The 23,950-nt window shown below is 72.4% G+C and carries 24 protein-coding genes; 11 read left to right on the top strand and 13 right to left on the bottom strand.

Annotated features, from left to right (window positions below; genetic code table 11):
* Positions 1-30: 30 nt before the first annotated feature.
* The gene (locus AOQ37_RS26180) at positions 31-1,059 is read left to right on the top strand and encodes a 6-phosphofructokinase (RefSeq protein ID WP_062647482.1); all 1,029 of its coding nucleotides are present in this window, start codon (positions 31-33) and stop codon (positions 1,057-1,059) included.
* 18 nt (positions 1,060-1,077) lie between these two features.
* Here the strand turns inward: AOQ37_RS26180 and AOQ37_RS26175 are convergent, their stop codons facing one another.
* Both AOQ37_RS26175 and AOQ37_RS42170 read right to left on the bottom strand, forming a co-directional pair.
* Positions 1,078-2,985, bottom strand: a complete 1,908-nt coding sequence (locus AOQ37_RS26175) for an anthranilate synthase family protein (protein WP_062647480.1) — start codon at positions 2,983-2,985, stop codon at positions 1,078-1,080.
* Between the two features lie 109 nt (positions 2,986-3,094).
* Positions 3,095-3,151 (bottom strand): trp operon leader peptide, encoded by a 57-nt coding sequence (locus AOQ37_RS42170; RefSeq protein WP_078890374.1) that lies wholly within the window; start codon positions 3,149-3,151, stop codon positions 3,095-3,097.
* A gap of 96 nt (positions 3,152-3,247) precedes the next feature.
* Here AOQ37_RS42170 and AOQ37_RS26170 point away from each other — a divergent pair, with 96 nt between their 5' ends.
* Complete coding sequence (locus tag AOQ37_RS26170) at positions 3,248-4,600, top strand: class II 3-deoxy-7-phosphoheptulonate synthase (protein ID WP_062647479.1); 1,353 nt, start codon at positions 3,248-3,250, stop codon at positions 4,598-4,600.
* Positions 4,601-4,723: 123 nt separating this feature from the next.
* Positions 4,724-4,975 (top strand): (2Fe-2S)-binding protein, encoded by a 252-nt coding sequence (locus AOQ37_RS26165; protein ID WP_062647476.1) that lies wholly within the window; start codon positions 4,724-4,726, stop codon positions 4,973-4,975.
* An 8-nt stretch (positions 4,976-4,983) separates the two neighbouring features.
* Here AOQ37_RS26165 and bfr read toward each other — a convergent pair whose 3' ends face one another.
* Complete coding sequence (gene bfr, locus AOQ37_RS26160) at positions 4,984-5,463, bottom strand: bacterioferritin (protein ID WP_020129964.1); 480 nt, start codon at positions 5,461-5,463, stop codon at positions 4,984-4,986.
* Between the two features lie 212 nt (positions 5,464-5,675).
* Between bfr and AOQ37_RS26155 the strand changes: the two genes are divergently transcribed.
* Positions 5,676-6,308: a sulfite oxidase-like oxidoreductase gene (locus AOQ37_RS26155; RefSeq protein ID WP_062647474.1), complete on the top strand. Its 633-nt coding sequence runs from the start codon at positions 5,676-5,678 to the stop codon at positions 6,306-6,308.
* Positions 6,309-6,339: 31 nt separating this feature from the next.
* On the opposite strand, the gene AOQ37_RS26150 is transcribed toward AOQ37_RS26155, so the two are convergent.
* From AOQ37_RS26150 to thiO, 5 genes are all read right to left on the bottom strand, one after another.
* Positions 6,340-7,218, bottom strand: a complete 879-nt coding sequence (locus AOQ37_RS26150) for a deoxyribonuclease IV (RefSeq protein ID WP_078890362.1) — start codon at positions 7,216-7,218, stop codon at positions 6,340-6,342.
* Between the two features lie 45 nt (positions 7,219-7,263).
* Entirely contained in the window at positions 7,264-9,201 is a 1,938-nt protein-coding gene (gene pknB / locus AOQ37_RS26145; protein ID WP_062647470.1) for a Stk1 family PASTA domain-containing Ser/Thr kinase, read from the bottom strand.
* A gap of 137 nt (positions 9,202-9,338) precedes the next feature.
* Positions 9,339-10,133: a thiazole synthase gene (locus AOQ37_RS26140; RefSeq protein WP_062647469.1), complete on the bottom strand. Its 795-nt coding sequence runs from the start codon at positions 10,131-10,133 to the stop codon at positions 9,339-9,341.
* A gap of 3 nt (positions 10,134-10,136) precedes the next feature.
* On the bottom strand, positions 10,137-10,373 hold the full coding sequence (thiS, locus tag AOQ37_RS26135; protein WP_062647467.1) for a sulfur carrier protein ThiS: 237 nt from the start codon (positions 10,371-10,373) through the stop codon (positions 10,137-10,139).
* Positions 10,370-11,536 (bottom strand): glycine oxidase ThiO, encoded by a 1,167-nt coding sequence (thiO, locus tag AOQ37_RS26130; protein ID WP_062647465.1) that lies wholly within the window; start codon positions 11,534-11,536, stop codon positions 10,370-10,372. The genes thiS and thiO overlap by 4 nt, the downstream gene beginning before the upstream one ends.
* Positions 11,537-11,696: 160 nt before the next feature.
* Between thiO and AOQ37_RS26125 the strand changes: the two genes are divergently transcribed.
* The 6 genes from AOQ37_RS26125 (at position 11,697) to AOQ37_RS26100 (ending at position 16,675) form a co-directional block, all read left to right on the top strand.
* Positions 11,697-12,047 (top strand): avidin-fold protein, encoded by a 351-nt coding sequence (locus AOQ37_RS26125; protein WP_062647463.1) that lies wholly within the window; start codon positions 11,697-11,699, stop codon positions 12,045-12,047.
* Between the two features lie 98 nt (positions 12,048-12,145).
* Positions 12,146-13,327: an NAD(P)/FAD-dependent oxidoreductase gene (locus AOQ37_RS26120; RefSeq protein ID WP_374701544.1), complete on the top strand. Its 1,182-nt coding sequence runs from the start codon at positions 12,146-12,148 to the stop codon at positions 13,325-13,327.
* Positions 13,328-13,386: 59 nt separating this feature from the next.
* Positions 13,387-13,752 carry an Rv2175c family DNA-binding protein gene (locus AOQ37_RS26115; RefSeq protein WP_057580009.1) on the top strand — a complete coding sequence of 122 codons (366 nt, stop codon included), beginning with the start codon at positions 13,387-13,389 and terminating at the stop codon, positions 13,750-13,752.
* Between the two features lie 84 nt (positions 13,753-13,836).
* The gene (thiE, locus tag AOQ37_RS26110; protein WP_062647461.1) at positions 13,837-14,484 is read left to right on the top strand and encodes a thiamine phosphate synthase; all 648 of its coding nucleotides are present in this window, start codon (positions 13,837-13,839) and stop codon (positions 14,482-14,484) included.
* A gap of 167 nt (positions 14,485-14,651) precedes the next feature.
* Entirely contained in the window at positions 14,652-15,575 is a 924-nt protein-coding gene (metF, locus tag AOQ37_RS26105; RefSeq protein ID WP_062647459.1) for a methylenetetrahydrofolate reductase [NAD(P)H], read from the top strand.
* Between the two features lie 56 nt (positions 15,576-15,631).
* Positions 15,632-16,675, top strand: a complete 1,044-nt coding sequence (locus tag AOQ37_RS26100; RefSeq protein ID WP_062647458.1) for an SCO2102 family sporulation regulator — start codon at positions 15,632-15,634, stop codon at positions 16,673-16,675.
* 55 nt (positions 16,676-16,730) lie between these two features.
* Here AOQ37_RS26100 and AOQ37_RS26095 read toward each other — a convergent pair whose 3' ends face one another.
* From AOQ37_RS26095 to AOQ37_RS39010, 5 genes are all read right to left on the bottom strand, one after another.
* Positions 16,731-18,203, bottom strand: coding sequence for a phytoene desaturase family protein (locus AOQ37_RS26095; protein ID WP_062647457.1), 1,473 nt, complete (start codon positions 18,201-18,203; stop codon positions 16,731-16,733).
* 38 nt (positions 18,204-18,241) lie between these two features.
* Positions 18,242-18,859 carry a DUF4126 domain-containing protein gene (locus AOQ37_RS26090; protein ID WP_062647455.1) on the bottom strand — a complete coding sequence of 206 codons (618 nt, stop codon included), beginning with the start codon at positions 18,857-18,859 and terminating at the stop codon, positions 18,242-18,244.
* 457 nt (positions 18,860-19,316) lie between these two features.
* Complete coding sequence (locus tag AOQ37_RS26085) at positions 19,317-19,943, bottom strand: TetR/AcrR family transcriptional regulator (RefSeq protein WP_062647454.1); 627 nt, start codon at positions 19,941-19,943, stop codon at positions 19,317-19,319.
* Positions 19,944-19,987: 44 nt separating this feature from the next.
* On the bottom strand, positions 19,988-22,072 hold the full coding sequence (locus AOQ37_RS26080; RefSeq protein WP_062647452.1) for a YhgE/Pip family protein: 2,085 nt from the start codon (positions 22,070-22,072) through the stop codon (positions 19,988-19,990).
* Positions 22,044-23,099, bottom strand: a complete 1,056-nt coding sequence (locus AOQ37_RS39010) for an ABC transporter ATP-binding protein (RefSeq protein WP_062647451.1) — start codon at positions 23,097-23,099, stop codon at positions 22,044-22,046. Before AOQ37_RS39010 ends, AOQ37_RS26080 begins: the two co-directional genes overlap by 29 nt.
* Positions 23,100-23,271: 172 nt before the next feature.
* Here AOQ37_RS39010 and AOQ37_RS26070 point away from each other — a divergent pair, with 172 nt between their 5' ends.
* The gene (locus tag AOQ37_RS26070; protein ID WP_062647449.1) at positions 23,272-23,835 is read left to right on the top strand and encodes an SAV_6107 family HEPN domain-containing protein; all 564 of its coding nucleotides are present in this window, start codon (positions 23,272-23,274) and stop codon (positions 23,833-23,835) included.
* Positions 23,836-23,950: the final 115 nt, after the last annotated feature.

Here is a 23,950-nt window from a genome sequence, read left to right as displayed (position 1 = left end):
GTCGGCCAACCGCGGCGAAGGGACACTTCCATGCGCGTCGGAGTACTGACCGGAGGCGGGGACTGCCCCGGCCTCAACGCCGTCATCCGGGCGGTCGTCCGCAAGGGCGTCCAGGAGTACGGCCATGAGTTCGTCGGGTTCCGCGACGGCTGGCGGGGCCCCCTGGAAGGAAGGTCGATCCGTCTCGACATCCCCGCCGTGCGCGGCATCCTGCCCCGCGGCGGCACGATCCTCGGCTCCTCGCGGACCAACCCCCTCAAGGAGGAGGACGGTATCCGCCGCATCAAGGACACCCTCGCCCGGCAGCGGGTCGGGGCCCTCATCACCATCGGCGGCGAGGACACCCTCGGGGTCGCCGCCCGTCTCTCCGACGAGTACCAGGTGCCCTGCGTCGGCGTCCCGAAGACCATCGACAACGACCTGTCCGCCACCGACTACACCTTCGGCTTCGACACCGCCGTCGGCATCGCGACCGAGGCCATCGACCGGCTGCACACCACCGCCGAGTCCCATATGCGCGTCCTCGTCGTCGAGGTGATGGGCCGTCACGCCGGCTGGATCGCCCTGCACTCCGGCCTGGCCGGCGGCGCCAACGTCATCCTCATCCCCGAGCAGCGCTTCGACATCGAGCAGGTCTGCGCCTGGGTGACCTCCCGCTTCCGGGCGTCGTACGCCCCGATCGTGGTCGTCGCCGAGGGCGCCATGCCCCGCGACGGTGACGTGGTGCTGAAGGACGGGTCGCTGGACTCCTTCGGACACGTCCGGCTGTCCGGCGTCGGCGAGTGGCTCGCCAAGGAGATCGAGCGGCGGACGGGGAAGGAGGCCCGTACGACGGTCCTCGGCCACGTCCAGCGCGGCGGCACACCGAGCGCCTTCGACCGCTGGCTCGCCACCCGCTTCGGCCTGCACGCCATCGACGCCGTCCACGAGGGCGACTTCGGCATGATGGTCGCCCTGCGCGGCACGGACATCGTCCGGGTACCGATCGCCGAGGCCACCGCGAGACTCAAGACGGTGGACCCGGAGCTGTACACGGAGGTCGGCGTGTTCTTCGGCTGAGGCGCCGCCGGCCGGCCGCTACCGGGCCGGCCGCGGTTCGGCGCTCACCCGGGCCACCAACTCCCTTACCACGGAAACCCCGTTCAGCGTCAGCACCGACTCCGGATGGAACTGGACACCGGCGATCGCGTTCATGGCCGCGCCGTCGGCCCGCAGCGGCCCGCGCAGCGCGTGCACCTCGCCGTTCGCGGCCCGGCTCACCTCCACCCCGTGCGCCGATAGTTCCGCGAACGCCTCGTCGTCGCACAGCGCCACGAAACTGTTGTAGAACCCGACGGTCTCCGGCCGGCCGAACAGGTCCACGGTCGTCTGCGCCCCCTGGTACGGCACCTCCTTCCGTACGATGTCCAGTCCCAGCTCCGCCGCGATCAGCTCGTGCCCGAGGCAGACCCCGAGGACGCCGTGCCGGTGCTCCCGGATCACCCGCGCGGTCAGCTCCCGCAGCATTCGCATCTTCGGGTCGCCCGGGTCGGACGGGTCACCGGGGCCGGGGCCCAGCACGACCGGCCCCTCGTGCGCGAGCACCGCGGCGGTCAGCCCCGGCTCGTCGTGACGCCGGACGCTCACCTCGAGGCCGCTCGAACGCAGCACATGCGCGAGCATCGCGGTGAAGGTGTCCTCGGCGTCGACGACGAGCGCGTGCCCGGTCAGTTCCTGCGTGCGCTCCTGCATCCGCAGCCAGAACGGCGCCAGCGAGGCCCGCCGCCCGTCCAGCGCCGCCCGCACCCGGGCGTCGTCGGCCAGCCGGGGCCGCGTGCCGTCCGTCCGCGGCCTGCCCGGCCGGACACCGAGCGCGGCCAGTACACCCGCCGCCTTCGCGTGCGTCTCCGCGACCTCGCCCGCCGGATCCGACCCGCGCACGAGCGTGGCGCCCACCGGTACCCGCAGCCGGCCGGAGGCGTCGATGTCGGCGGTACGGATGAGGATGGGGGAGTCGAGGGTCTGCGCCCCGCCCGCGTCCCGGCCCAGCAGTGCCAGCGCCCCGGCGTAGTAACCGCGCCCGACCCCGTCCTGCCCGAGGGGCTCGTACCGCTCGATGACCCGGCAGGCGTTCTGCACGGGCGAGCCGGTGACGGTCGCCGCGAACATGGTCTCCCTCAGCACCTCACGGACGTCCAGGGAAGACCTGCCGCGCAGCTCGTACTCCGTGTGCGCGAGGTGCGCCATCTCCTTCAGCCGGGGGCCGATCACCACCCCGCCCATGTCACCGACGGTGCACATCATCTTGAGTTCCTCGTCGACGACCATCGACAGCTCCTCGATCTCCTTGCCGTCGGCGAGGAAGTCCAGCAGGTGGCCGGGCGTCGGACCCTCGGCGGGATACCGGTACGTCCCGCTGATCGGGTTCATCACGACCGTGCCGCCCGACATCCGCACGTGCACCTCGGGGCTGGCGCCCACCAGCGTCCGCTCCCCGGTGTGCACGACGAACGTCCAGTAGGCGCCCCGCTCACCCTCGAGGAGCCGCCGGAAGAGGGCCAGCGCGTCGGCCCGGCCGAACCCGGGGATCCGCCCCCGGTACGTCCGCCGGATCACGAAGTTGGCACCCTCGCCCCGGCCGATCTCGTCCCGCAGCACCCGCCCGACGATCTCCGCGTACTCCTCGTCGGCCACGTCGAAGCCGCCGTCCTCCACCCGTACGTCCCGGACCGGTAGCCGGTCGAGGGCCTCGGCCAGCGGCAGGACGTGACGCTCCTCGGGGACCAGCACCGCCAGCGGGGTGCCGTCGTCGCGGACGTCGAAGCCGCGCTCGCGGATCTGCCGGAAGGGGATGAGCGCCAGGCCCTCCTCGGGCAGGTCGGCGAGCCGGTCGCGGGTGCCGACCGGGCCGAGCAGCACCTCCACCGTGTCCGTGTCATGACCGGGGGTCCGGCGGCGGAGCAGGGCGAACGGGCGGTCGTCGTGGAGCAGCCGGGTCAGGTCCATGGGGTTCCTTTTCCGTCGATGTCGATGTCGATATCGGTGAGGAACGGCCCCGGACACGCCGAAGGCCGCCCCTCGGGGCGGCCTTCGCGAAGTCTTGCGTACGCGCAGTTCAGTGGGCCGCCGGAGGAGCGGTCCACCACCAGTTCTGGATCGAAAGCGCGAACATGCGACGCACCCTACCCCACGCGCACCTGAGCGGGAGGGCGTCTCACCTGTCGAGCCGGGCGAAAACGACTCGACACGACCCCGTAATGTTGAGGGCGTGACCGTGAACGCTAAGACCAGCGCGAGCGCTGGCAACACCTGGCGAGACCTGCCCGCGGCGCAGCAGCCCGAGTACCCCGACACCGAGGCTCTGCGCGCAGTGATCGCGGACCTCGAGTCGTATCCGCCACTCGTCTTCGCGGGCGAGTGCGACCAGCTGCGCGCCCGGATGGCGGCTGTCGCCAAGGGAGAGGCGTTCCTGCTCCAGGGCGGCGACTGCGCCGAGGCCTTCGACGCCGTGTCCGCCGATCAGATCCGCAACAAGCTGAAGACGCTGCTCCAGATGGGCGCCGTGCTGACGTACGCGGCCTCGGTGCCGGTGGTCAAGGTCGGCCGGATCGCCGGCCAGTACTCCAAGCCGCGCTCCAAGGGCACCGAGACCCGCGACGGCGTGACCCTGCCGACGTACCGGGGTGACTCGGTCAACGGCTTCGAGTTCAACGAGGCCGCCCGCATCCCGGACCCCGAGCGCCTGAAGCGGATGTACAACGCGTCCGCCTCCACGCTCAACCTGGTGCGCGCCTTCACCACCGGTGGCTACGCCGACCTGCGCCAGGTGCACGCCTGGAACCAGGACTTCGTGAAGCAGTCCCCGTCCGGCCAGCGCTACGAGCAGCTCGCTCGTGAGATCGACCAGGCGCTGAACTTCATGCACGCCTGCGGGGCCGACCCGGAGGAGTTCAAGACCGTCGAGTTCTTCTCCTCGCACGAGGCGCTGCTGCTCGACTACGAGTCGGCCCTGACCAGGGTCGACTCCCGCACCGGGCGGCTGTACGACGTCTCCGCGCACATGGTCTGGATCGGTGAGCGCACCCGCCAGCTCGACCACGCGCACATCGAGTTCGCCTCGAAGATCCGCAACCCGATCGGCATCAAGCTCGGCCCGACGACCACGGCCGAGGAGGCGCTGAAGTACATCGAGCGCCTCGACCCCGACCGCGAGCCGGGCCGGCTGACCTTCATCGTCCGCATGGGCGCCGACAAGGTCCGCGACAAGCTGCCCGAGCTGGTGGAGAAGGTCAGCGCCTCGGGTGCGACCGTCGCCTGGATCACCGACCCGATGCACGGCAACACCTACGAGGCGGCCTCGGGGCACAAGACCCGCCGGTTCGACGACGTGCTCGACGAGGTCAAGGGCTTCTTCGAGGTGCACAAGGGCCTCGGCACCCATCCGGGCGGCATCCACGTGGAGCTGACCGGTGACGATGTCACCGAGTGCGTGGGCGGCGGCGACGAGATCTTCGTCGACGACCTGCACCAGCGCTACGAGACGGCCTGTGACCCCCGCCTGAACCGCAGCCAGTCCCTGGACCTGGCGTTCCTCGTGGCGGAGATGTACCGGGACCAGTGACCCTCTGGTCATGGGAGTGGGGCGCGGATCACATACGATCCGCGCCCCACTCCACTTTTGTGGCCACGGGCTGCCGGGTAAGGTTAGGTTAGCCTTATTGATCTCGGCGGGAGGTGAATCCGCGTGTTCGTATGCAGCTGCTTCGGCGTGACCGAGGCGCAGGTCCGGCAGCACGCGGACGACGGAGCCTGCACCCCCCGCCAGATAGCCTCCGCCTGCAAGGCGGGCACGGACTGCGGGTCGTGCGTCCGTCGCATCCAGGCGATCCTCGGCCGGGGGGCCTGTCCGCCCCGGGATCTCGTCGCCCAGGGCGGGTCGGTCCTCGTCGGACGCGAGGACGTCGAGGAGCGCGAAGACCTCGGGGAAGCCGCCTAGGCAGGGCCTCAGCTCTCCGGCTGCTCGATCAGCTGCGCGAGGTACAGCGCCTCACCGAGCTTCTCCACCAGGTCGAGCTGCGTGTCGAGGTAGTCGATGTGGTGCTCCTCGTCCTCGAGGATCGACTCGAAGATGTTGGCGGACGTGATGTCGCCCTTCTCGCGCATCACCTTGATCCCGCGCTTCAGCCGGTCGATCGCCTCGACCTCGACCTGACGGTCTGCCTCGAACATCTCCTTGACCGTCTGACCGACCCGCACATGGAAGAGGCGCTGGTAGTTCGGCAGCCCGTCCAGGAACAGGATCCGGTCGGTGAGCACCTCGGCGTGCTTCATCTCGTCGAACGACTCGTGCCGGGTGTACTTGGCGAGCTTCGTCCAGCCGAAGTTCTCCTGCATCTTGGCGTGCAGGAAGTACTGGTTGATCGCGGTGAGCTCACCGGTGAGCTGCTCGTTGAGGAACTCGATGACCTCGGGGTCGCCCTGCATCGCAGAGGCTCCTTCCACATGGGGAATTCGGGATGGGGAATTCGGGGTGGGAATCGGGGAGGCTGCCGCCGAATGATTGCACCGGTGTCGAAGATCGTCCAGTAAGTGCGTACTTAGTAAGTTAGTGCATGCTTAGTAGGAGTTGCCCGATTCGGGATATGCCCGGTCATGGCTGGTCATGTGCACCGTCCAGGGTCTGTCAGGATGGAGTCATGGGTCAGCCGGTGGAGCGCGAATCTGGAGAAGAAGCAGTGTCCGAGCTTCCGCCGGGGCAGCGACTTCAGCGGGGCTGGCCCGTCACGCACTACGGTCCGGTGCCCAAGTTCCGGCCCGAGCGCTGGGAGTTCAGGGTCTTCGGCGCCACCGCCGACGGTGAGAAGCGCTGCTGGAACCACGAGGAGTTCACGGCCCTCCCGTACGCGTCCGTCGTGGCCGATCTGCACTGCGTGACGAAGTTCAGCATGCTCGGCGCCGAGTGGGGCGGCATCCCGGCCCGCACCGTCCTGGAGAGCGCTCCGCCCGCCCCGAACGTCACCCATGTGATGGTGTGGGCCGAGTACGGCTTCAGCTCGAACCTGCGCCTCGCCGACTTCGCCGCCGAGCGCACGATCTTCGCCACCCACAAGGACGGCGAGCTGCTCACCGCCGAGCACGGCTTCCCGCTGCGGCTGGTCGTCCCGCACCTCTACGCCTGGAAGGGCCCCAAGTGGGTCCGCGGCGTCGAGTACATGACCGCCGACCGCCGCGGCTTCTGGGAGGAGCGCGGTTACCACAACGTCGGCGACCCCTGGAAGGAACAGCGCTACTCGTACCAGGAGGGCCCCGGCGACGGCCCGGAGCTCTGACCTGCCGGAACCCGGTTGTCCCGGTTCGGCGTCAGCCGTCCCGGAGCTTCTTCAGCCGCTCCACGTCCGCCGCGTGCCCTTCCTTGCCGCCGGGCGTCTCGATGATCAGCGGTACGCCCGCGGTGGCCGGGTGGGTCATCAGGGCCCGGAAGGGGTCCTCGCCGATGTGACCCGCGCCGATGTTCTCGTGCCGGTCCTTGTGGGCGCCGACCACGTCCTTGGAGTCATTGGCGTGGATCAGCTTCAGTCGGCCCTCGCCGACCGTGTCGACCAGCAGATCGAGGGTCTGGTGCATACCGGACGGGCCGGTCAGATCATGGCCGGCCGCGAAGATGTGGCAGGTGTCGAGACAGACGCCCAGCCTGGGATGGGCGTCCAGCGCCTCGAAGTACGGCCCGAAGTCCCAGGTCCGGGAGCAGAGCGAGGCGCCCTGGCCGGCCGTGGACTCGAGCAGCAGGAACGGGTCGTCGTCGTGGGTCAGCTCGTCCAGCAGCGGCAGCAGGTACTCGCGCACCTGCTTCAGCGCCACCGAACGGTCCCGCCCGCCCGTCGCGCTCCCGGTGTGCACGACCACGCCCAGGGCGCCGATCTCCCGCCCGCGACGCAGTGAGTGCCGCATCGACTCCACCGACCGCTCGGCCGTCGCCTCGGTGTGCGAGCCGAAGTTGATCAGGTACGGCGCGTGGACGTACGCCGGTACCGCCTGTGCCGCGCACGCCTCCCGGAACGCTTCGTCCTGCCGCGGGTTGCCGACCGGAGTGGCCCAGCCGCGCGGGTTGGCGACGAAGACCTGGACCGTCTCGGCCCGGAGATCGCGCGCGTAGGACATGCCCACGTCGTGCAGACCGCCGGCCACGGGCACATGACCGCCGACGGGGTTGCGGGAGGGGAAGGGGGCTGGAGAACTCACCCGTTCAGGGTGTCATGCCCCGCACACCGCCCCGGCACCGCCCGGTCAGCGGATGGTGATCGTGATCGTCGATCCCTTGGGCGCCGTGTCGCCGGCGTCCACGGACTGGCTCTTCACCGTGTCGCCGAACAGTCCGAGCAGCCCCCGGTCCTCCTCGACCTCGAACCCGGACTGCTCCAGGAGCGACTTGGCGTCGTCGACGCTCGCGCCGACCACGTCCGGGACCTCGACCATCTCCGGTCCCTTGGACAGCGTCAGCGTCACCGTGTCGCCCTCGGCGGCCTCGGTGCCCTCCTCCGGGCTCTGGGTGGCGACCCGGCCCTTGTCGAACTCCGAGGTGACCTGCTCGGTGGCGATCTTCACCTTCAGGCCGGCCTCCTCCAACTCCGCCCTGGCGTCGTCCACGGAATCGCCGGTGACGTCCGGGATGTCGACCGGGGCGCCCTTGCTGACCACGATCGACACCGCCGTACCCGCGCGGCGCTCGGCGCCCGCCTCCGGGTCGGTGCTGATCACGAAGCCCTTGATGACGTCCTCGCTGAACTCCTGGGTGACCAGACCCGGCTCCAGGCCGTCCGTCTTCAGCAGCTTCTCGGCCTTGTCCAGCCGGGAGCCCGACACGTCCGGGACCTTCACGATCTCCGGGCCGTCGGAGACGGTGAGGGTCACGGAGTCGTGTTTGCGGATCCGGGCGCCCGGCCCGGGGTCGGTGGCCATGACGGTGCCGCGCTTCACGGTGTCGCTGTGCCGGTGCCGCACCGTGCCGACCTCGAGGCCGGCGGCCTCCAGCCGGGTCCTGGCCTCCGCCTCCTTCTGCGTCAGCACCGCGGGGACCTTGGTGAACTGGCCGGAGTTGATGTACCAGACACCGGCTCCCACACCTAGGACCAGCAGGACGGCGGCGACCAGCGCGAGCACCCCGCGCCGGGGCCGCGCGGAACGGCGCCTGGGCGGCAGGGGCGGCTCGCTCCGGAAGCGCGAGGTGCGGTTCAGCGGGTCCTCGCCGTCGGCCGGGTCGTCGTCGACCGGCAGCGGACGGGGCACGGTGAGCGAGCGCGGGATCACGCTCGTGCGGTCCTCGGCGTTGTCGTGCCGCGCGGAGACGGCCTGCGGCGGCATCGCGTCCAGCTGCTCCGCGCTGAGCGGGGCGCGCGCCTCCCGGACCTGCCCGAGCAGCGCGACGGCGTCGTACGGCCGCAGGTCGGTGGTGCGGGCGGTGGCGGACGCCACGAGCTCGTCCAGCTCGAACGGCAGCCCGGGGACGAGGGCGGACGGCGGCGGGACGTCCTCGTGGAGGTGCTTGTAGAGCACGATCGCGGGGGAGTCGCCGTCGTGGGGTTTCTCACCGGTGAGCATCTCGTAGAGCACCACCCCGCACGCGTACACGTCGACGCGGGGGTCGGCGGCGCCGGGCTGCTCGATCTGCTCGGGGGCGAGGTAGGCGACGGTGCCGAGCACGGCTCCGGTGGTGCTGGTCACGGTGTCGACCGACCGCACCAGGCCGAAGTCCGCGACCTTGACCCGCCCGTCGTCCCCTATCAGCACGTTCTCGGGCTTCATGTCCCGGTGCACGAAACCGGCCCGGTGCGCGGCGCCGAGCGCGGCCAGCACGGGCTCCAGGATGTCCAGCGCGGCCCGCGGCTGGAGCGCCCCGCGCTCCCGCAGCACGTCACGCAGCGTGCACCCGGCGATGTACTCCATGGCGAGGTAGACGTACGACCCGTCGGCACCCTGATCGAACACCTGGACGACATTCGGGTGGGCGAGCCGGGCGACGGACTTGGCCTCCCGGATGAACCGCTCGACGAACGCCCCGTCGGCGGCGAGCGCCGGATGCATCACCTTGAGCGCGAGCACGCGGTCCAGGCGGGTGTCCACGGCCCGGTAGACCGTGGCCATCCCGCCGACCGCGATCCGCGCCTCTACGCGATACCGGCCGTCGAGCAGCTGCCCGACCAGAGGGTCCTGAAGGGTCGTGTCCACGCAGGTGAGTCTACGAGCAGCCGCTGACACCTCTCCCGGTTCCACCGGGATCGCAGCGCGACTGGAGCCGACCTGTGACGCAACCCACGGGTCCCGTGACCCCCGTGTCCGAAGACCGGACGGTAGTGGGGCGGCGCTCAGAAAGCGGGCCGCTCGGGGTCCAGTACGGCCCGGCCCTCCACGGGCGAGGACGCCTCCGCGAAGTAGCGGGGCGGGATCCGGCCGGCCAGCCGGGCCAGCCTGCCCGCCTCGACCCCGGCCCGCATGGCCGACGCCATCCGCTCGGGGTCGCGCGCCCGGGTGACCGCCGACGCCAGCATCACCCCCGCGCACCCCAGCTCCATCGCCAGCGCCACGTCCGACGCGGTGCCCGCCCCCGCGTCCAGGATCACCGGCACGCGTGCGTGCTCGACGATCAGCCGGAAGTTGTGCGGGTTGCGGATGCCCAGGCCGGAGCCGATCGGCGAGCCCAGCGGCATCACCGCCGCGCAGCCCACCTCCTCCAGCTTCCTGGCCAGCACCGGATCGTCGTTGGTGTAGGGCAGCACCGTGAACCCGTCGTCCACGAGCGTCTCCGCCGCCTCCAGCAGCTCGATCGGGTCCGGCAGCAGCGTGCGCTCGTCGGCGATGACCTCCAGTTTGACCAGATCGGTGCCCAGCGCCTCCCGCGCCAGCCGGGCCGTCAGCACGGCCTCCCCGGCGGTGAAACACCCCGCGGTGTTCGGCAGCACCTCGATGCCGAGCCGCTCCAGCACCGACAGGACGGAGCCGTGCACCGAGGGGTCCACCCGGCGCATCGCGACCGTCGTCAGCTCGGTCCCGGACGCCACCAGCGCCCGCTCCAGCACCTCCAGGCCGGTCGCGCCCCCCGTACCCATGATCAGACGGGACGAGAAGGACCTGCCGCCGAGGACGAGAAGATCGTCGGCCATGGTTCAGCCCCCCTGGACCGCGGTGAGGACTTCGACCCGGTCACCGTCGCGCAGAGCGGTGGACGGCCACTGCGCGCGCGGGACGACGGTCTCGTTGAGCGCGGCGGCCACCCCGGAGGGTGCCGGCGTCAGGGACCGCACGACGCTGTCGAGGGCCGTACCGGGCGCGAACTCCCGCCGCTCCCCGTTCACCGAGACCCTGACGCGGGCGCTCTCCTGGCGGTTCTCGTGGGCGTTCATGCGGGCTGCTCCGAGAGTGCGGCGGCGCCGAAGCGCCGGGGCGTGAAGGGACGGGCCTCGTCCGGGAGCTCCCCGGTGGCCAGCGCGTGCGCCATCGCGTCACCCGTCACCGGCGTCAGCAGCACGCCGTTGCGGTAGTGCCCGGTGGCCAGCAGCAGCCCCGCAAGCTCGGTCGGCCCGAGCAGCGGCGCGTTGTCCGGGGACCCCGGCCGCAGCCCCGCCCGCGTCTCCGTGAGCGGCAGCTCGGTGATCCCGGGGACCAGCTCATGGGCGTCGCGCAGCAACTCGTACACGCCCCCCGCCGTCACCGTGGTGTCCCAGCCCAGCTCCTCGCTGGTCGCGCCCACGACCAGCTCGCCGTTCTCCCGGGGGACCAGGTAGACCTGGCTGCCGCGCACCACGGCCCGCACCGTCCGGTTCAGGAACGGCGCGTACCGCGGCGGCACGGTCAGCCGCAGCACCTGGCCCTTCACCGGCCGTACGGGAGGCAGCACGTCCTGCGGCACGCCCGCCAGCCGCCCGCTCAGGCTGCCGCCGGCCAGCACCACCTGCCCCGCCGCCAGGGCCGTACCGTCCGGCGTGACGACCCCCGTGGCGCGCCCGCCCGCGACGGACAGCCGCTCGGCCCGTACGCGGTGGAAGACCACCCCGGCCCGTTCGCAGGCGGCGACCAGGGCCGCGGTGAGCCGCCGCGGGTCGATCTGGTGGTCGCCGTCGACCCGCAGCCCGCCCCGCACCCCGGGGGCCAGCAGCGGCTCCAGGCGCCGGCACTCGCGCCCCGACAGCCACTCCGACTCCAGCCCCGACTGCTGCTGGAGGGCGTGCAGTTCGCGCAGATGGGCGCGGTCGTCGGAGTCCAGCGCGACCGCGAGGGTGCCGCAGCGCCGGTAGCCGAGGTCGTGCCCGGTCAGCTCCGTCAGCTCGGCCGCGAACTCCGGATAGCGGCGGGCGGAGGCCAGGTTGAGGCCGAGCAGGGTCTGCTCGCCGTGGTGCAGTTCCGTGACGGCGGCCAGCATCCCGGCCGCCACCTGGGCGGCCCCGCCGCCCGGCGCCGGGTCGACCACCGCCGTGCCGAAGCCGCGCTGCGCGGCCCGCCAGGCCGTGACCAGGCCGATGATCCCGCCCCCGATGACGAGGACGTCTGACGTACGTGGAGACGACATGGGCGTCCAGCCCCTCCCTTCGCCGGCATGACCCGGATCAGGTTCGACGGTCGGAGGCCGCCAGCCTCCCTCTCAGCCCGGTGCGTCCGGACTCCCGCGTGTGCTCTAGGTTGGCCACCCTAGCCCGTGGTCCGGCGCCTCTGTAAGGGAGCCCTTCGTCATGCCCCGCTCGTTGGACGGCCTCGTCCTCGCGCCCGTCGCCGACCAGGCCCCGGGCCAGGTCGGCACCCGCACCCGCTTCACCTACCACGAGCGCGGCGGCGAGATCTGGGCGGAGTACGCGGGCGGTGACGTCGTACGAGGGCATCTGGTGGGTACCCGCGAGGGGGACCGGCTCGACTTCCGGTACGTACAGCTCAAGCACGACGGGACGACGTCCTCCGGGCACTGCGTCTCGACGGTCGTGGAGCTCGCGGACGGACGGGTGCGGCTCGAGGAGAGCTGGGCGTGGGAGTCGCAGGAGGGCAGCGGCACCAGCGTTGTGGAGCAGGTCACGACGCACGACGGCTGACTGACGTTTCGTCAGCCGCCTAAGGTGATCAGGTGAACGAGCAGAGGCAGCAAGAAGGCGGCCCGGCCGGGCGGCGCGTGGTGGTCGTCGGCGCGGGCATGGCCGGGGTGCAGACCGCCGTGGCGCTGCGGGAACAGGGCTTCGACGGCACGGTGACGCTGATCGGCGCGGAGCCCCACCAGCCCTACGACCGCCCCCCGCTGTCCAAGGCCGTCCTGCTCGGCAACGCGGAGGGCTCCGCCTTCGACGTCGACTTCGAGGGTCTCGGCATCGAGCTGGTGCTCGGCCGTGAGGTTGACGGCCTGCGCCCGGCCGACCACGAGCTGGACACCGAGGCCGGGCCCGTCCCCTACGACGTCCTCGTCCTCGCCACCGGTGCCGAACCGATCCGGCTGCCGGGCGCCGAGGGCGTGCCCGGCGTGCACCTGCTGCGCACCCTGGACGACGCCGAACGGCTGCGGCCCGTCCTCGCCCGGCAGCACGACGTCGTGGTCGTCGGCGCCGGCTGGATCGGCGCCGAGTTCGCCACCGCCGCGCGGGAGGCCGGCTGCGTGGTCACCGTCGTCGAGGCCGCCGACCGGCCGCTGGCCGGGGCCCTGCCCGCCGAGGTCGCCGTCCCGATGGCCGCCTGGTACGCCGACAGCGGCGTCGATCTGCGCACCCACGCGCGCGTGGAGCGCGTCGAGCCCGGCGCGGTCGTCCTGGACGACGGCTCGCGGCTGCCCGCGGGCGCCGTCGTGGTGGGCATCGGCGCCCGCCCCGCCACCGCCTGGCTGGCCGGTTCCGGCGTCGCGCTCGGCGCCCACCGCGAGGTCGTGGCCGACGCCCATCTGCGCACCTCCGTGCCCGACGTCCACGCCGTCGGCGACTGCGCCTCGTTCCCCTCGGGACGCTACGGCGAGCGGCTGCTCGTCCATCACTGGGACAACGCCCTCCAGGGGCCGCGCACGGTGGCGGCGAACATCGTCGGCGCCGCCACCGACGAACCCCTGGCCGTCTACGACCCCGTGCCGTACTTCTGGTCCGAGCAGTTCGGCCGCTTCGTCCAGTACGCCGGGCACCACGTCGACGCCGACCGTGTCCTGTGGCGCGGCGATCCCTCCGGACCGGCCTGGTCGGTGTGCTGGCTGCGCGAGGACCGGCTGGTCGCCCTGCTGGCCGTGGGCCGGGCACGCGACCTCGCCCAGGGCAAGCGGCTCATCCAGGCGGGCACGGCCATGGACCCGCGGCTCCTCGTGGACCCGGCGAGGCCTTTGAAGGCGGCGACTGCCGCGGCCTGAACGCCTGGTCGGACCGGCCCGGCTTCCGACTGTCAGCGGCAGATGGCAGGCTTGTTCCCGTGACCGAGATTGACGCAAAGACCGATGCTCTCGTCCCCGCCTGGCTCACCGTGCCGGACATCGCGGAGATGCTCGATGTGGACGTGATCCGCGTCCGCCAGCTGATCAAGGACGGCCAGCTCATCGCCGTGCGCCGCGGCGAGAACCGCGCGCTGCACGTCCCCGCCGCCTTCATCGACGGGGACAAGGTGGTGAAGGGCCTGGTCGGGACCCTGACCCTGCTGCGGGACGACGGCTTCAAGGACGAAGAGATGCTCGAGTGGCTGTTCACTCCCGACCCCAGCCTGCCCGGCACGCCCGCGCAGGCCCTGAGTGAGAATCGCGGCACGGAGGTGAAGCGCCGCGCCCAGGCGCTCGCCGTCTGACCGGGTACGCCGCGTACGAACCGACACGCACGGTGTACGGGGGCCGCTCGCTCCCGTACGCCACCGCCCTGGGGGGAATGCCGTATGTCCGACACCGCCCGCGCCGGCCTGGCCGACGCCCTGCTGTACCTCTGCACGGACGCCCGCACCCGCCAGGGTGACCTCCCGGAGTTCCTGGACGCGGCCCTCGCGGGCGGTGTCGACATCGTCCAGTTGCGGGACAAGGGCATCGAGGCGGCCGAGGAGCTGTCGTACCTCGAGGTGTTCGCCGACGCCTGCGCCCGGCACGGCAGGCTGCTCGCGGTCAACGACCGCGCGGACGTCGCGCACGCGGCCGCCGCCGGCGTGCTCCACCTCGGACAGGGCGACCTGCCGGTCCCCGCGGCCCGCGCGATCCTCGGCGAGGACGTCCTCATCGGCCGCTCCACGCACACGGAGGCGGAGGCCGAGGCCGCCGCCGTCCAGGAGGGTGTCGACTACTTCTGCACCGGTCCGTGCTGGCCCACCCCCACCAAGCCCGGCCGGCCCGCCCCCGGCCTCGGCCTGGTCCGGCACACGGCGGCCCTCGGCACCGACCGCCCCTGGTTCGCCATCGGCGGCATCGACCTCGGCAACCTGGACGAGGTCCTGGCGGCGGGCGCCCGCCGGGTCGTGGTCGTCCGGGCCATCACGGAGGCGGACGACCCGGGGGCCGCGGCGGCGGAGTTCGCGAAGCGGCTGCGCGAGGTGTGAGCCGGCCGGCCCCCGCCGTGCCGGCGGCCCCGGACGGTGCCTCCGGTGCTTCCGGTGCGGCCGGTCCTTCTGGTACGGCTGTCCAAGGGATGGACAGCAGGTCGACAATTCGGGCAAATTTCCCGCATCCGGTTGGGGGACCGCCCACCCCTGGCTAACCTGCGGGTATGGCCCTAGGAACCGCATCCACCAGGACGGACCGCGCGCGCACCGTGCGCGACATCCTCGCGACCGGCAAGACGACGTACTCGTTCGAGTTCTACGCGCCGAAGACGCCCAAGGGTGAGCGGAGCCTGTGGAACGCGCTGCGCAGGGTCGAGGCGGTCGCCCCCGACTTCGTCTCGGTGACCTACGGCGCCGGCGGCTCCACCCGGGCGACCACCGTCAGGGAGACCCAGCAGATCGTCGTCGACACCACCCTCACGCCGGTCGCCCACCTCACCGCCGTGGACCACTCCATCGCCGAACTGCGCAACATCATCGGCCAGTACGCGGACGCCGGGATCCGCAACATGCTGGCCGTGCGCGGCGACCCGCCCGGCGACCCCATGGGCACCTGGGTGCCGCACCCCCGGGGCCTGACGTACGCCGCCGAACTCGTCCGGCTCATCAAGGAGTCGGGCGACTTCTGCGTGGGCGTCGCCGCCTTCCCCGAGATGCACCCGCGCTCCGACGACTGGGACACGGACGTCACGCACTTCGTCGACAAGTGCCGGGCCGGCGCCGACTACGCCATCACGCAGATGTTCTTCGAGCCCGAGTCCTATCTGCGGTTGCGCGACCGGGTCGAGGCGGCCGGCTGTGTGACTCCGGTCATCCCCGAGGTCCTGCCGGTGACGAGTGTGAAGATGCTGGAGAGCCTGCCCAAGCTGAGCAACGCCCACTTCCCGGCCGCCCTGAAAGAGCGGATCCTCACAGCCAAAGACGATCCGGCCGCTGTACGCTCCATTGGCATCGACTTCGCCACGGAGTTCTGCGCGCGGCTGCTGGCCGAGGGAGTGCCCGGACTGCACTTCATCACGCTCAACAACTCCACGGCGACGCTGGAAATCTACGAGAACCTGGGCCTGCACCATCCACCGCAGGCCTAGACCGGTCGCCTCCAGATACGACACACTGCGTAGCGGCCACTGGGAGAGGGGCGTACATGGGCTGGACGGTCCTCTACATCGCGTTCGGCATTGTCGCGCTGTGGCTGCTCGGCGAGGTGCTGCTGCAATACAAGGCGCGGCTGCGCTGGCGGCTGCTGGCCTTCGTCGGCTTCCTCGGCGTCGTCCTCGGTGTCCTGATCCCGTCGGTCGTCGTCATCGCGCTGGGCGCGGCCGCCTTCGCGGTCGGCCAGACCTACGTCACGCTGTCGTTCCGGCGCGGCTTCGCGGAGGGCTGGGCCTTCCGCCGCGGCGAAGCGGACGCGGACACCGACGGTGAGGGCGGGGCCGCCACCAAGCGCCGGCGCGGCAAGGCCGAGCGCAAGGACCCGACGCTCGAGGTCTCCGATCTGGAGGCGGGCGAGGCCGCGTTCGGCGCCGACCAGCAGTACGGCAGCGACGACGTCGCCTTCGGCCGGGACCGCGACGCCTACGGCGACACCAGCGCGTTCGGCGACGACGACTACGACCGTGACGACGTCTTCACGCCCGCGGCCCGCGGCGCCGACCCCTCGGCCGCCGAGACCACGTCTGTGTACGAGCCGCAGCCGCTGCCCGACGACACCGGCTCCTACGGCATATACAGCGACACCGCGTACGCGACGGCGACCGGCCAGGGCGGCGAGCCGCAGGAGCGGCCCCAGGACCAGTACGCGACGGCCGCCCAGAGCACGGACCAGAACTACGGGTACGACACATACTCCGGGTACCACCAGCAGCAGTACGGCTACGACGCCACCGGCGAGCAGCAGTACGCCGCCTACTCCGACCCGTACATCGGCACCCAGACCTACGGCGGCGGCACCTACGACGCCGGGTACGGGCAGCAGCAGTACGGCCAACAGGGCTACGGCCAGGAGCAGTACGGCACCGGCGGCTACGGGGAGACCCCGGCCGGCGGCGTCTGGGTCCCGCAGCAGCGCAGCACCGACGACCCGCTGGGCGGCGAACTCCCGCCCGAGCAGCAGTACCCGTACCAGGGCGACGGCCAGCAGCAGGGGCATCACCAGGGCAACGGCTACGACGAGCAGTATCGCTTCTGACGGCCGCGCCTCCCCGTGAGCGCCTCCTGCCGGGGGCGCCGGGAGCCCCGGACGCTCACTGCGATCCGCGGAACTGCGGGCCCTCCACGATCAGTCCGGACACCAGCGCGCCCGACATGCCCGCGTGCGGCAGTCCACCGCCCGGGTGCGACCAGCCGCCGACCGTGAACAGCCCCTGCACGCCGGTCGAGTTGGCGGGATGCAGCAACCGCCCCCCGGCCGCGGCCAGCGCCGGTGCCGGAACCGCGCCGCCCGCCGCGCCGGTCTCCCGCGCGATGTCGGCGGGGGTGCGCACCTCGCGCCACAGCAGCCGGTCGCGCAGACCGGGAACAGCGCGCTCCGCGACGGCGACCAGCGCGTCCACGTGCTCCTCGCCGATGTCCGCGCCCGCGGGGACCACCGCACCGAGCGTGACCGCCTCATGGTCGCCGTCCGGGACCAGAGCCGGGTCGTCGGGCCGCAGAACCGTCACCGTCGGCCGCGCGGGCACCGACGGCGCCGTACCGAAGAGGCTCTCCAACTCGCCGTCGCGGTCCGGCGAGTGCACCAGCGTCCGGTGCGCCGTCCCCCGCGGCCGGGCGCCGCGCAGCGCGAGCAGCACGGTCAGCCGGCTCGGCAGGCCCTGCCGGGGGCCGACCTCGCCGTCCGCGCGGGCGGGCAGAGCGCCGAAGTTGCCGGGAGCGACCACGAAGTCCGCCTCCCGCACCTCGCCTTCGGCGAGTTCCACGCCTACCGCCCGCCCGTCCTTCTCCAGGATCCGGGTGACCTCGGCACCGAAGACGAACTCCACCCGCCGGGCCAGACACCGCTCGTAGAGCGCGCGGGCCAATTCCCGCATCCCCCCGCGCACGTACCAGGTGCCGAAGGCGTGCTCCATGTACGGCAGCACGGCCGCGCTCGCCGGGGCGACCCGCGGGTCCAGGCCGTACGCGAGCGCGTGGCCCTCGAGCAGCGCCGTGAGCCGAGGGTCACGCAGCTCCCAGGCGCCGACCTCGGCGAGGGTGGCCGCCCGGCGGGTACGCAGCAGGCGCTTGTGCGGGACCGCCGGGTACGGCTCGCGGGCGGCCAGCACCGACCAGTCGTCCCACAGGGGCTCCTCCAGCAGCGGCCTGCGGGTGCGGTCCCAGGCCTCGCGGGCCCGGACCAGGAAGTCTCCCCAGCGCTGCCCGGCCGGTGCCCCGAGCGCCTCGTCCAGCGCCGTGACGACCCCCGCGCGCGAGGCGTTCGGCAGCGCCACCTCGGTGCCGTCCGCGAAGACGTGCCGGGCGGACGGATCGACCTGGACCAGCTCGACGCAGGCTTCCAGGGGCTCCTTGCCGGTCTTGACGAAGAGGTCGCGGTAGACGGCGGGCAGGGGCAGCAGACCGGGACCGGTGTCGAAACCGAAGCCGTCCCGCTCGAAGCGGCGCACCGCTCCGCCGTACGTCCCCGTACGTTCGTACACCGTCACCCGGTGGCCCGCCACGGCCAGCCGGGCGGCCGCCGCCAGCGCGCCCGTCCCGGCGCCGATCACCGCAATCCCTGCCATACCCGCGACTTTATCGGCCGCCGCCGACACTCACGCCGTCAGGCCGGTGGCGGTGGCCACGGGAGGCGGGCGAGCCGGCGTTCCTCCCGGCGCTGCGCCCTGCGCCGCAGGAACCGGCGGATCCGTGAGACGAGGAGGAACAGCACCGTCAGACCGGTCAGCAGCAGGAGGCCCGCGACGGCCGCGGCCGCCTCCGGATGGAAGATCGCGAACGTGACGATCCCGGCGACGCCGAGATCCTCGGCCAGACTCACGAGCACGTTGCTGAACGGCTCCGGCGAGGAGTTCACCGCCATCCGGGTGCCGGCCTTGACAGCGTGGCTGGCCAGCGCCGTCGAACCGCCGAGCAGGCCGGCCGCCGCGTCGGAGAGCGAACCGCTCTGTCCGGCGAGCACCGCCCCGATCCAGGCCCCCGCCGCCGGCCGCACGACCGTGTGCACGGTGTCCCACGCGGAGTCCACGTACGGGATCTTGTCGGCGACCGCCTCGCACAGGAAGAGGACGGCGGCGACGGCCAGCACCTCGGGACGCTGGAGGGTCTCGGGGACCTCGTCGCTCAGGCCGGTCGCGCCGAACACGCCGAGCAGCAGCACCACCGCGTAGGCGTTGATGCCGCTGGCCCAGCCGCTCGTGAACACCAGGGGGAGTACGGACACGGACGCGATCGTAACCAGTCGGCCGCGCGGCGTCCTGGGGATGAGCGCGCAGAGCTGAGTACACGTACCTAGGGGGTGAGTTGAGTACGCGCGCGGATGGGGGCGGACCTGCGCGGACGAGACAGTGGTGGCACGGAAAGAGGCGCGGCTCCGGCACCGGCGACACGGGGCGCCGGAACGGAGCGGCCCTCGATCCGCTCCTTCCGCCGGCCCGTTCGGCGGGAGTGAGGCGCGGGGGGCACCCCGGGGGAACGACCGGACGGGGGAACGACGGGGGAGGGAACGGGGGACAGGGGGAACGGGGGAGCACGAGGAAGCGCCGGTTCGGGCGGCCCACGGGGGACGTGGCCACTCGGACCGGCGCTTTCGTGTGCCCGCACGCGCGCGTGGAGCGATTGCTTTCGTGTGCCGGCACGCGCGCGTGGAGCGGTCGGGGCGCACCACGCGCGCGTGCGGGCTACCGGTGACCGCTCACCCGGCCCTGGAGCAGCCGGGACAGTGCCGCGTGGACGTCGTCCAGGGACCGCTCCGGCTGGAAGGCCTGCCAGTCCAGCGCGGCCACCAGCACCATGCCCACCAGGGCGGCCGCCGTCAGCGGGACATCGATCTCGTCGCTGAACTCGCCGTTCTCCACGCCCTCGCGCAGCACCCCCTCGACGACGGCGACCGCCTCCTGCCGGACCACCATGAGGGTGGACTGCCAGGCCCGGTTGGTGCGCCACAGCTCGGCCACGTAGAGCTGGGTGAAGGACGGGTAGCGGTCGATGAAGACGAGGCCCGCGCGGACCATCGCGTCCAGGGCGTCGACCTTGCTGCCGCCCTCCCGCGCGGTGCGCTCCGCCGCCTCCCGCAGCGAGGCGGTGAGGAGGCCCACGCCGTGCCGCAGCAGCTCCTCGAAGAGGACCGACTTGCTCGCGAAGTTGTAGTAGACGGTGCCCTTGGCGACGCCGGCCCGTTCGGCGATCTCGTCCACGGTCGTCGCGGAGAAGCCCTGCTCGGCGATGAGCGTGACGGCGGCCTCGTAGAGCTTCTGCCGGGTGGCCTCGCGGCGGGTGCGGCCGCCCGGGGTGGTGCTGCTTTCCATGGTCCTGATTGTCACAGGAAGCCGACCCGCCGGGCGCCGGATCCTCACAGGCTCAGCTCCGGGTGCAGCCGGTCCAGCGTCCACACCTGGCGGCGGCGCGCCGACAGGGCGGTCAGCGCGAGGGCGCCCGCGGTGAAGGCGACGAGCACCACGCACGCGTGCCACACCGGGGTGAGGCCGCCGCCCGTGATCAGCCTTCTGAGCGCGTCGACGACGTGACTCATCGGCAGGTAGGGGTGGATCGCGTTGAAGAAGCCAGGACTGGTCTGCACGGGATAGGTGCCGCCCGCCGACGTCAGCTGGAGCATGAGCAGCGCGAGCACGAGGATCCGGCCCGCCGCCCCGAAGCGGGCGTTGAGCCACTGCACGAGGGCCGCGAAGCACGCCGCCACCAGGAACAGGAAGCCCACCGTGCCGGCCGCCCGAGCCATCTCCAGGCCGATCGCCCAGTGCAGCACGGCCATCAGGGCCATGGTCTGGAGCACGCCGATCGCGACCACCGGCAGCCAGCCCGCCAGCGCGATCCGCCACGCCGGGGCGCCCGCCGCGAGCGCGCGCCGGTTCATCGGCGCGATCAGCATGTACGCCACCATCGCGCCCACCCACAACGACAGCGGGATGAAGTACGGGGCGAAGCCGGTGCCGTAGTTGGGCGCCTTGTGCAGGTCCTGGGAGGCGAGTTGCACGGGGTCGGCCATGACGGCGGTGCGCGCGTCGCGCTGGCGCTCGTCGTAGTCGGGGATCCGCTCGGCGCCGTCGTGCAGACCGTCGGCGAGCTTTCCGGAGCCGTCGGAGAGCTTGAAGATGCCGCCGTTGAGGTCCTGGGCGCCCGTCTCGAGCTTGGTGACGCCCTCGTCGAGATCGGCCGACCCCGTCCTGGCCGTGCCGAGGCCGGTGTGCAGCGCCTTGGCGCCCTTGGCGACCTTCGCGGCGCCCGTGTTGAGCGCGTTGACCTTGGTCACGGCGTCGTCGAGGTCCTCGGAGAGGTGCGGGGCGCTGTCGGCGAGCGACTGCGCCTGCTTCTGGAGGGTGGCGAGGTTCGTGCGGAGCGTCTTCAGGTCGCCGTCCTGGTCGGCGATCAGCGTGTTGAGGTCGTCGGCGACCGTCGCCACGTCGGCGGCGGCGTCCTTGGCCTTCTTCAGGTCGGCGCAGGCCGGGTCGGGCAGCACCGCCGTCTCGCAGCGCGCCTTGTGCACGGCGGCCAGGGTGTCCGAGGCCGTGTGCGCGCCCTCGGCCGCGGTGGGCGCCAGCTTCACCAGCGTCGCGAGGTTGTCGCGGATCACCTTGGCCGAGTCGGCGACCAGCTGCGCGGTGTCCCCGATGGTCTTCTCGTTCTTCTCCACGAAGGGACCGAGGGTGTCGGCGACCCCGTTGACCTTGTCGGCGAGCGTCTGGGTGCCGTCCGCGACCTTCTGCGAACCGTCCTCCAGGTCGTCGGCGCCCTTGTCGAGCTTCTTCAGGCCCTTCGCCAGCTTGCCGCTGCCGTCCTTGGCGTCGCTCAGCCCGTCGGCGAGGTCCTTGGAGCCCTTCTCGGCCTTCCCGATGCCGCCGGTGAGGTCGTCGGCCCCGTCGGCCGCCTTCGCGGTCGCTCCGTGGATGTCGGAGAACGAGACGAAGATCTTGTCCAGGAAGGACCGCGAGGTCTTCGTGGACGCGGCCGTGCGCACCTCGCTGAAGACCGTGCGCGAGATCTGCCCGACGATGTAGTTGTTGGCGTCGTTGGTGCGCACCTGGAGGGCGCTCGTCTCGGGCGAGTCGCCCGAGCTGGAGGCGATCCGCCCGCTGAAGTCGGCCGGCATGGTCAGCGACAGGTAGTACCTGCCGTCCTCCACGCCCGCGCGTGCCTCGGCGGCACTCACCTCGTGCCAGTCGAAGACCTCGCTGTCGCGCAGGCCCTTGGTGATGTCGTCCCCGGCGCTGATCCGCTTGCCGTCGGCGGTGGCGCCCTTGTCGTCGTTCACCAGCGCCACGGGGATGCGGTCGAGGCGGCCGTACGGGTCCCAGAAGGACCACAGGTACAGCGCGCCGTACAGCAGGGGCAGCAGCAGGAGCGCGACGAGGGCGGCCCGTGGCAGCTTGCCCCGGCCGAAGCGCCGCAGCTCAAGCGCGGCCAGACTCGGCGATCGCATCCGCCTTCTCCTCTTCTCGTTCCTGCTCGTCCCCGACGGCCTCGGGCCCCTGCTGCTCCCCGGCCTCGGTCTCCCGCTGGGCTCCGGCCTCGGGCCCCTGCTGCTCCCCGGCCTGGGTCTCCCGCTGGGCTCCGGCCTCGGGCCCCTGCTGCTCCCCGGCCTCGGGCCCCCGCTCGGCTCCGGTCTCGGTCCCCTGCTCGGTCCCGTCCCCATGCTCGGCCTCGGTCGCGGCCTCGGTCCCCTGCTCGGAGCCGGCGGCCTCGGCCGCGTCGTCGGGGGAGTCGGTCGCGGTCTTCCGGTCGCGGGCCTCGGTCGGCGTCTCCCGGTCGGGCGGGGTGGTCCGCCGGCCCGTGGAGACCGCGATCGTCCCCTCGGGCGCCTCGCCGCACACCGCGAGGACGGTCGTCCCCGCCGCGGCGAGGGACCTGAGCAGCGCCCAGACCTCCTCGCGTTCGGCCTCCGTCAGCTTCAGGTCGATGTCGTCGACAGCGAGCAGCCGGGGACGTCCGATGAGCGCCAGCGCCACGGACAGCCGCAGCGCTTCCAGGCGTTCCAGATCGCGGACGGCGGTCCGTGAGCCCTTGGGCAGCGCCTCCCGGTCGAGTCCGGCGGCGGCGAGCGCGGTGTCGATCCGCAGCCCCACCTCGGCCGCCCGCGATGCGCGGGACCGCAGCAACTCCCGTACGGGGCCGCCGAACCGCCGCTCCAGCAGCGCCCGTTCGCGCAGGTGCTCCCCGACGGTCAGGGCCGGTTCGAGGTCGGTGACGCCCGCGACGTGCGCGAGCGCGGCGACCCGCCGTACGGCCGACAGGTGCTTCGGCAGCCGTGCCCCGCCGACGGTCGCCGTCCCCTCGGTGGCCTTCATCCGGCCGGTGAGGGCGAGCAGCAGGCTGGTCCGGCCCGAACCGGACGGCCCCTCGACGGCGATCAGCGAACCCGGTTCCGCGTCGACGCCGACGCCCCGGAACGCCCATCCGCGAGGGCCCCGGAGCCCGAAGCCGTCGGCGGTGACACCGACTCCGTCCACAGGTCCCCCTGATGCGGTTACTTGAACTGACTGGTCAGTGCAAAAACTAACCCGAACCTTCGATCGAAGCAAAAGCCCAGGTCAGAACGGATTGTCAGTGCCATACCCCACGATGGGCACATACGGCAACCCGTATCGGGCGTGCCGTCACACAGACGACAGGAGGTTCGTCATGGCCACCTACCACGCAGCCGCCGCAAACCGGCGCCGCGCCACCGGCCCTGCCCCCTCACTGAACGGCCCGGCGAGCGACGTACACCCCGTGCTGCGGCGCACCACGGCCCCGCCCGCCGCCCTCGACCTGCTCGCCCAGGCACGCGCCGGGCTGGACGAGGCGGCCGTCCTCGAAACCGCGAACGAGCGCTACGCCCTTGCCCATCTGGCGGCCCTGCGCACCGCGGCGGCCGTGCTCGCCGCCCGGGGCCGCCCGGAACCCTCCCCGCGGCGGCGGGCCCGCATCCGGAGCGCCTGGGAAGTGCTCCCCGAGATAGCGCCCGAACTCACCGAGTGGAGCGCGCTGTTCGCCTCCGGGGCCCGCCGCCGCGCCCGGGCCGAGGCGGGCATCCAGGGCGCGGCCACCCGCCGGGACGCCGACGACCTGATCCGCGACGTGGCGATGTTCCTGCGCCTCGTCGAGCGGATGCTGGTGCTCCAGCCGGTGCTTCCGCAGCCGCGCCAGGAGGAGGACGACCGGGGCGGCTCCGGTACCGGGCGCGAACTGCCGGACGCGGGCTGACGTGCGCCGCCGTCGGGGCCCGTCACCGTGACCGGGCGAAGGCGCCGGAGGCGATCCGGAGGCAATAGGGTGGAAGACGCCTGAAGCCTTCCCTCCGTCCACCCGGCCCCGCTCG

The sequence above is a fragment of the Streptomyces maremycinicus genome, assembly GCF_001184025.1.
Taxonomy (GTDB): domain Bacteria; phylum Actinomycetota; class Actinomycetes; order Streptomycetales; family Streptomycetaceae; genus Streptomyces; species Streptomyces maremycinicus.
This window is presented reverse-complemented; position numbering and strand designations above follow the sequence as displayed.

Coding starts and splice junctions, on each gene's coding strand:
- AOQ37_RS26080 (WP_062647452.1), bottom strand. CDS start 22,072: ATGCGATCGCCGAGTCTGGCCGCGCTTGAGCTGCGGCGCTTCGGCCGG.
- AOQ37_RS26155 (WP_062647474.1), top strand. CDS start 5,676: ATGGGTCAGCCGGTGGAGCGCGAATCTGGAGAAGAAGCAGTGTCCGAG.
- AOQ37_RS26175 (WP_062647480.1), bottom strand. CDS start 2,985: ATGGACCTGACCCGGCTGCTCCACGACGACCGCCCGTTCGCCCTGCTC.
- AOQ37_RS26085 (WP_062647454.1), bottom strand. CDS start 19,943: ATGGAAAGCAGCACCACCCCGGGCGGCCGCACCCGCCGCGAGGCCACC.
- thiO (WP_062647465.1), bottom strand. CDS start 11,536: ATGTCGTCTCCACGTACGTCAGACGTCCTCGTCATCGGGGGCGGGATC.
- AOQ37_RS26095 (WP_062647457.1), bottom strand. CDS start 18,203: ATGGCAGGGATTGCGGTGATCGGCGCCGGGACGGGCGCGCTGGCGGCG.
- AOQ37_RS26125 (WP_062647463.1), top strand. CDS start 11,697: ATGCCCCGCTCGTTGGACGGCCTCGTCCTCGCGCCCGTCGCCGACCAG.
- AOQ37_RS26180 (WP_062647482.1), top strand. CDS start 31: ATGCGCGTCGGAGTACTGACCGGAGGCGGGGACTGCCCCGGCCTCAAC.
- thiE (WP_062647461.1), top strand. CDS start 13,837: ATGTCCGACACCGCCCGCGCCGGCCTGGCCGACGCCCTGCTGTACCTC.
- AOQ37_RS26070 (WP_062647449.1), top strand. CDS start 23,272: ATGGCCACCTACCACGCAGCCGCCGCAAACCGGCGCCGCGCCACCGGC.
- bfr (WP_020129964.1), bottom strand. CDS start 5,463: ATGCAGGGCGACCCCGAGGTCATCGAGTTCCTCAACGAGCAGCTCACC.
- AOQ37_RS26140 (WP_062647469.1), bottom strand. CDS start 10,133: ATGGCCGACGATCTTCTCGTCCTCGGCGGCAGGTCCTTCTCGTCCCGT.
- AOQ37_RS26100 (WP_062647458.1), top strand. CDS start 15,632: ATGGGCTGGACGGTCCTCTACATCGCGTTCGGCATTGTCGCGCTGTGG.
- thiS (WP_062647467.1), bottom strand. CDS start 10,373: ATGAACGCCCACGAGAACCGCCAGGAGAGCGCCCGCGTCAGGGTCTCG.
- metF (WP_062647459.1), top strand. CDS start 14,652: ATGGCCCTAGGAACCGCATCCACCAGGACGGACCGCGCGCGCACCGTG.
- AOQ37_RS26120 (WP_374701544.1), top strand. CDS start 12,146: ATGGCCGGGGTGCAGACCGCCGTGGCGCTGCGGGAACAGGGCTTCGAC.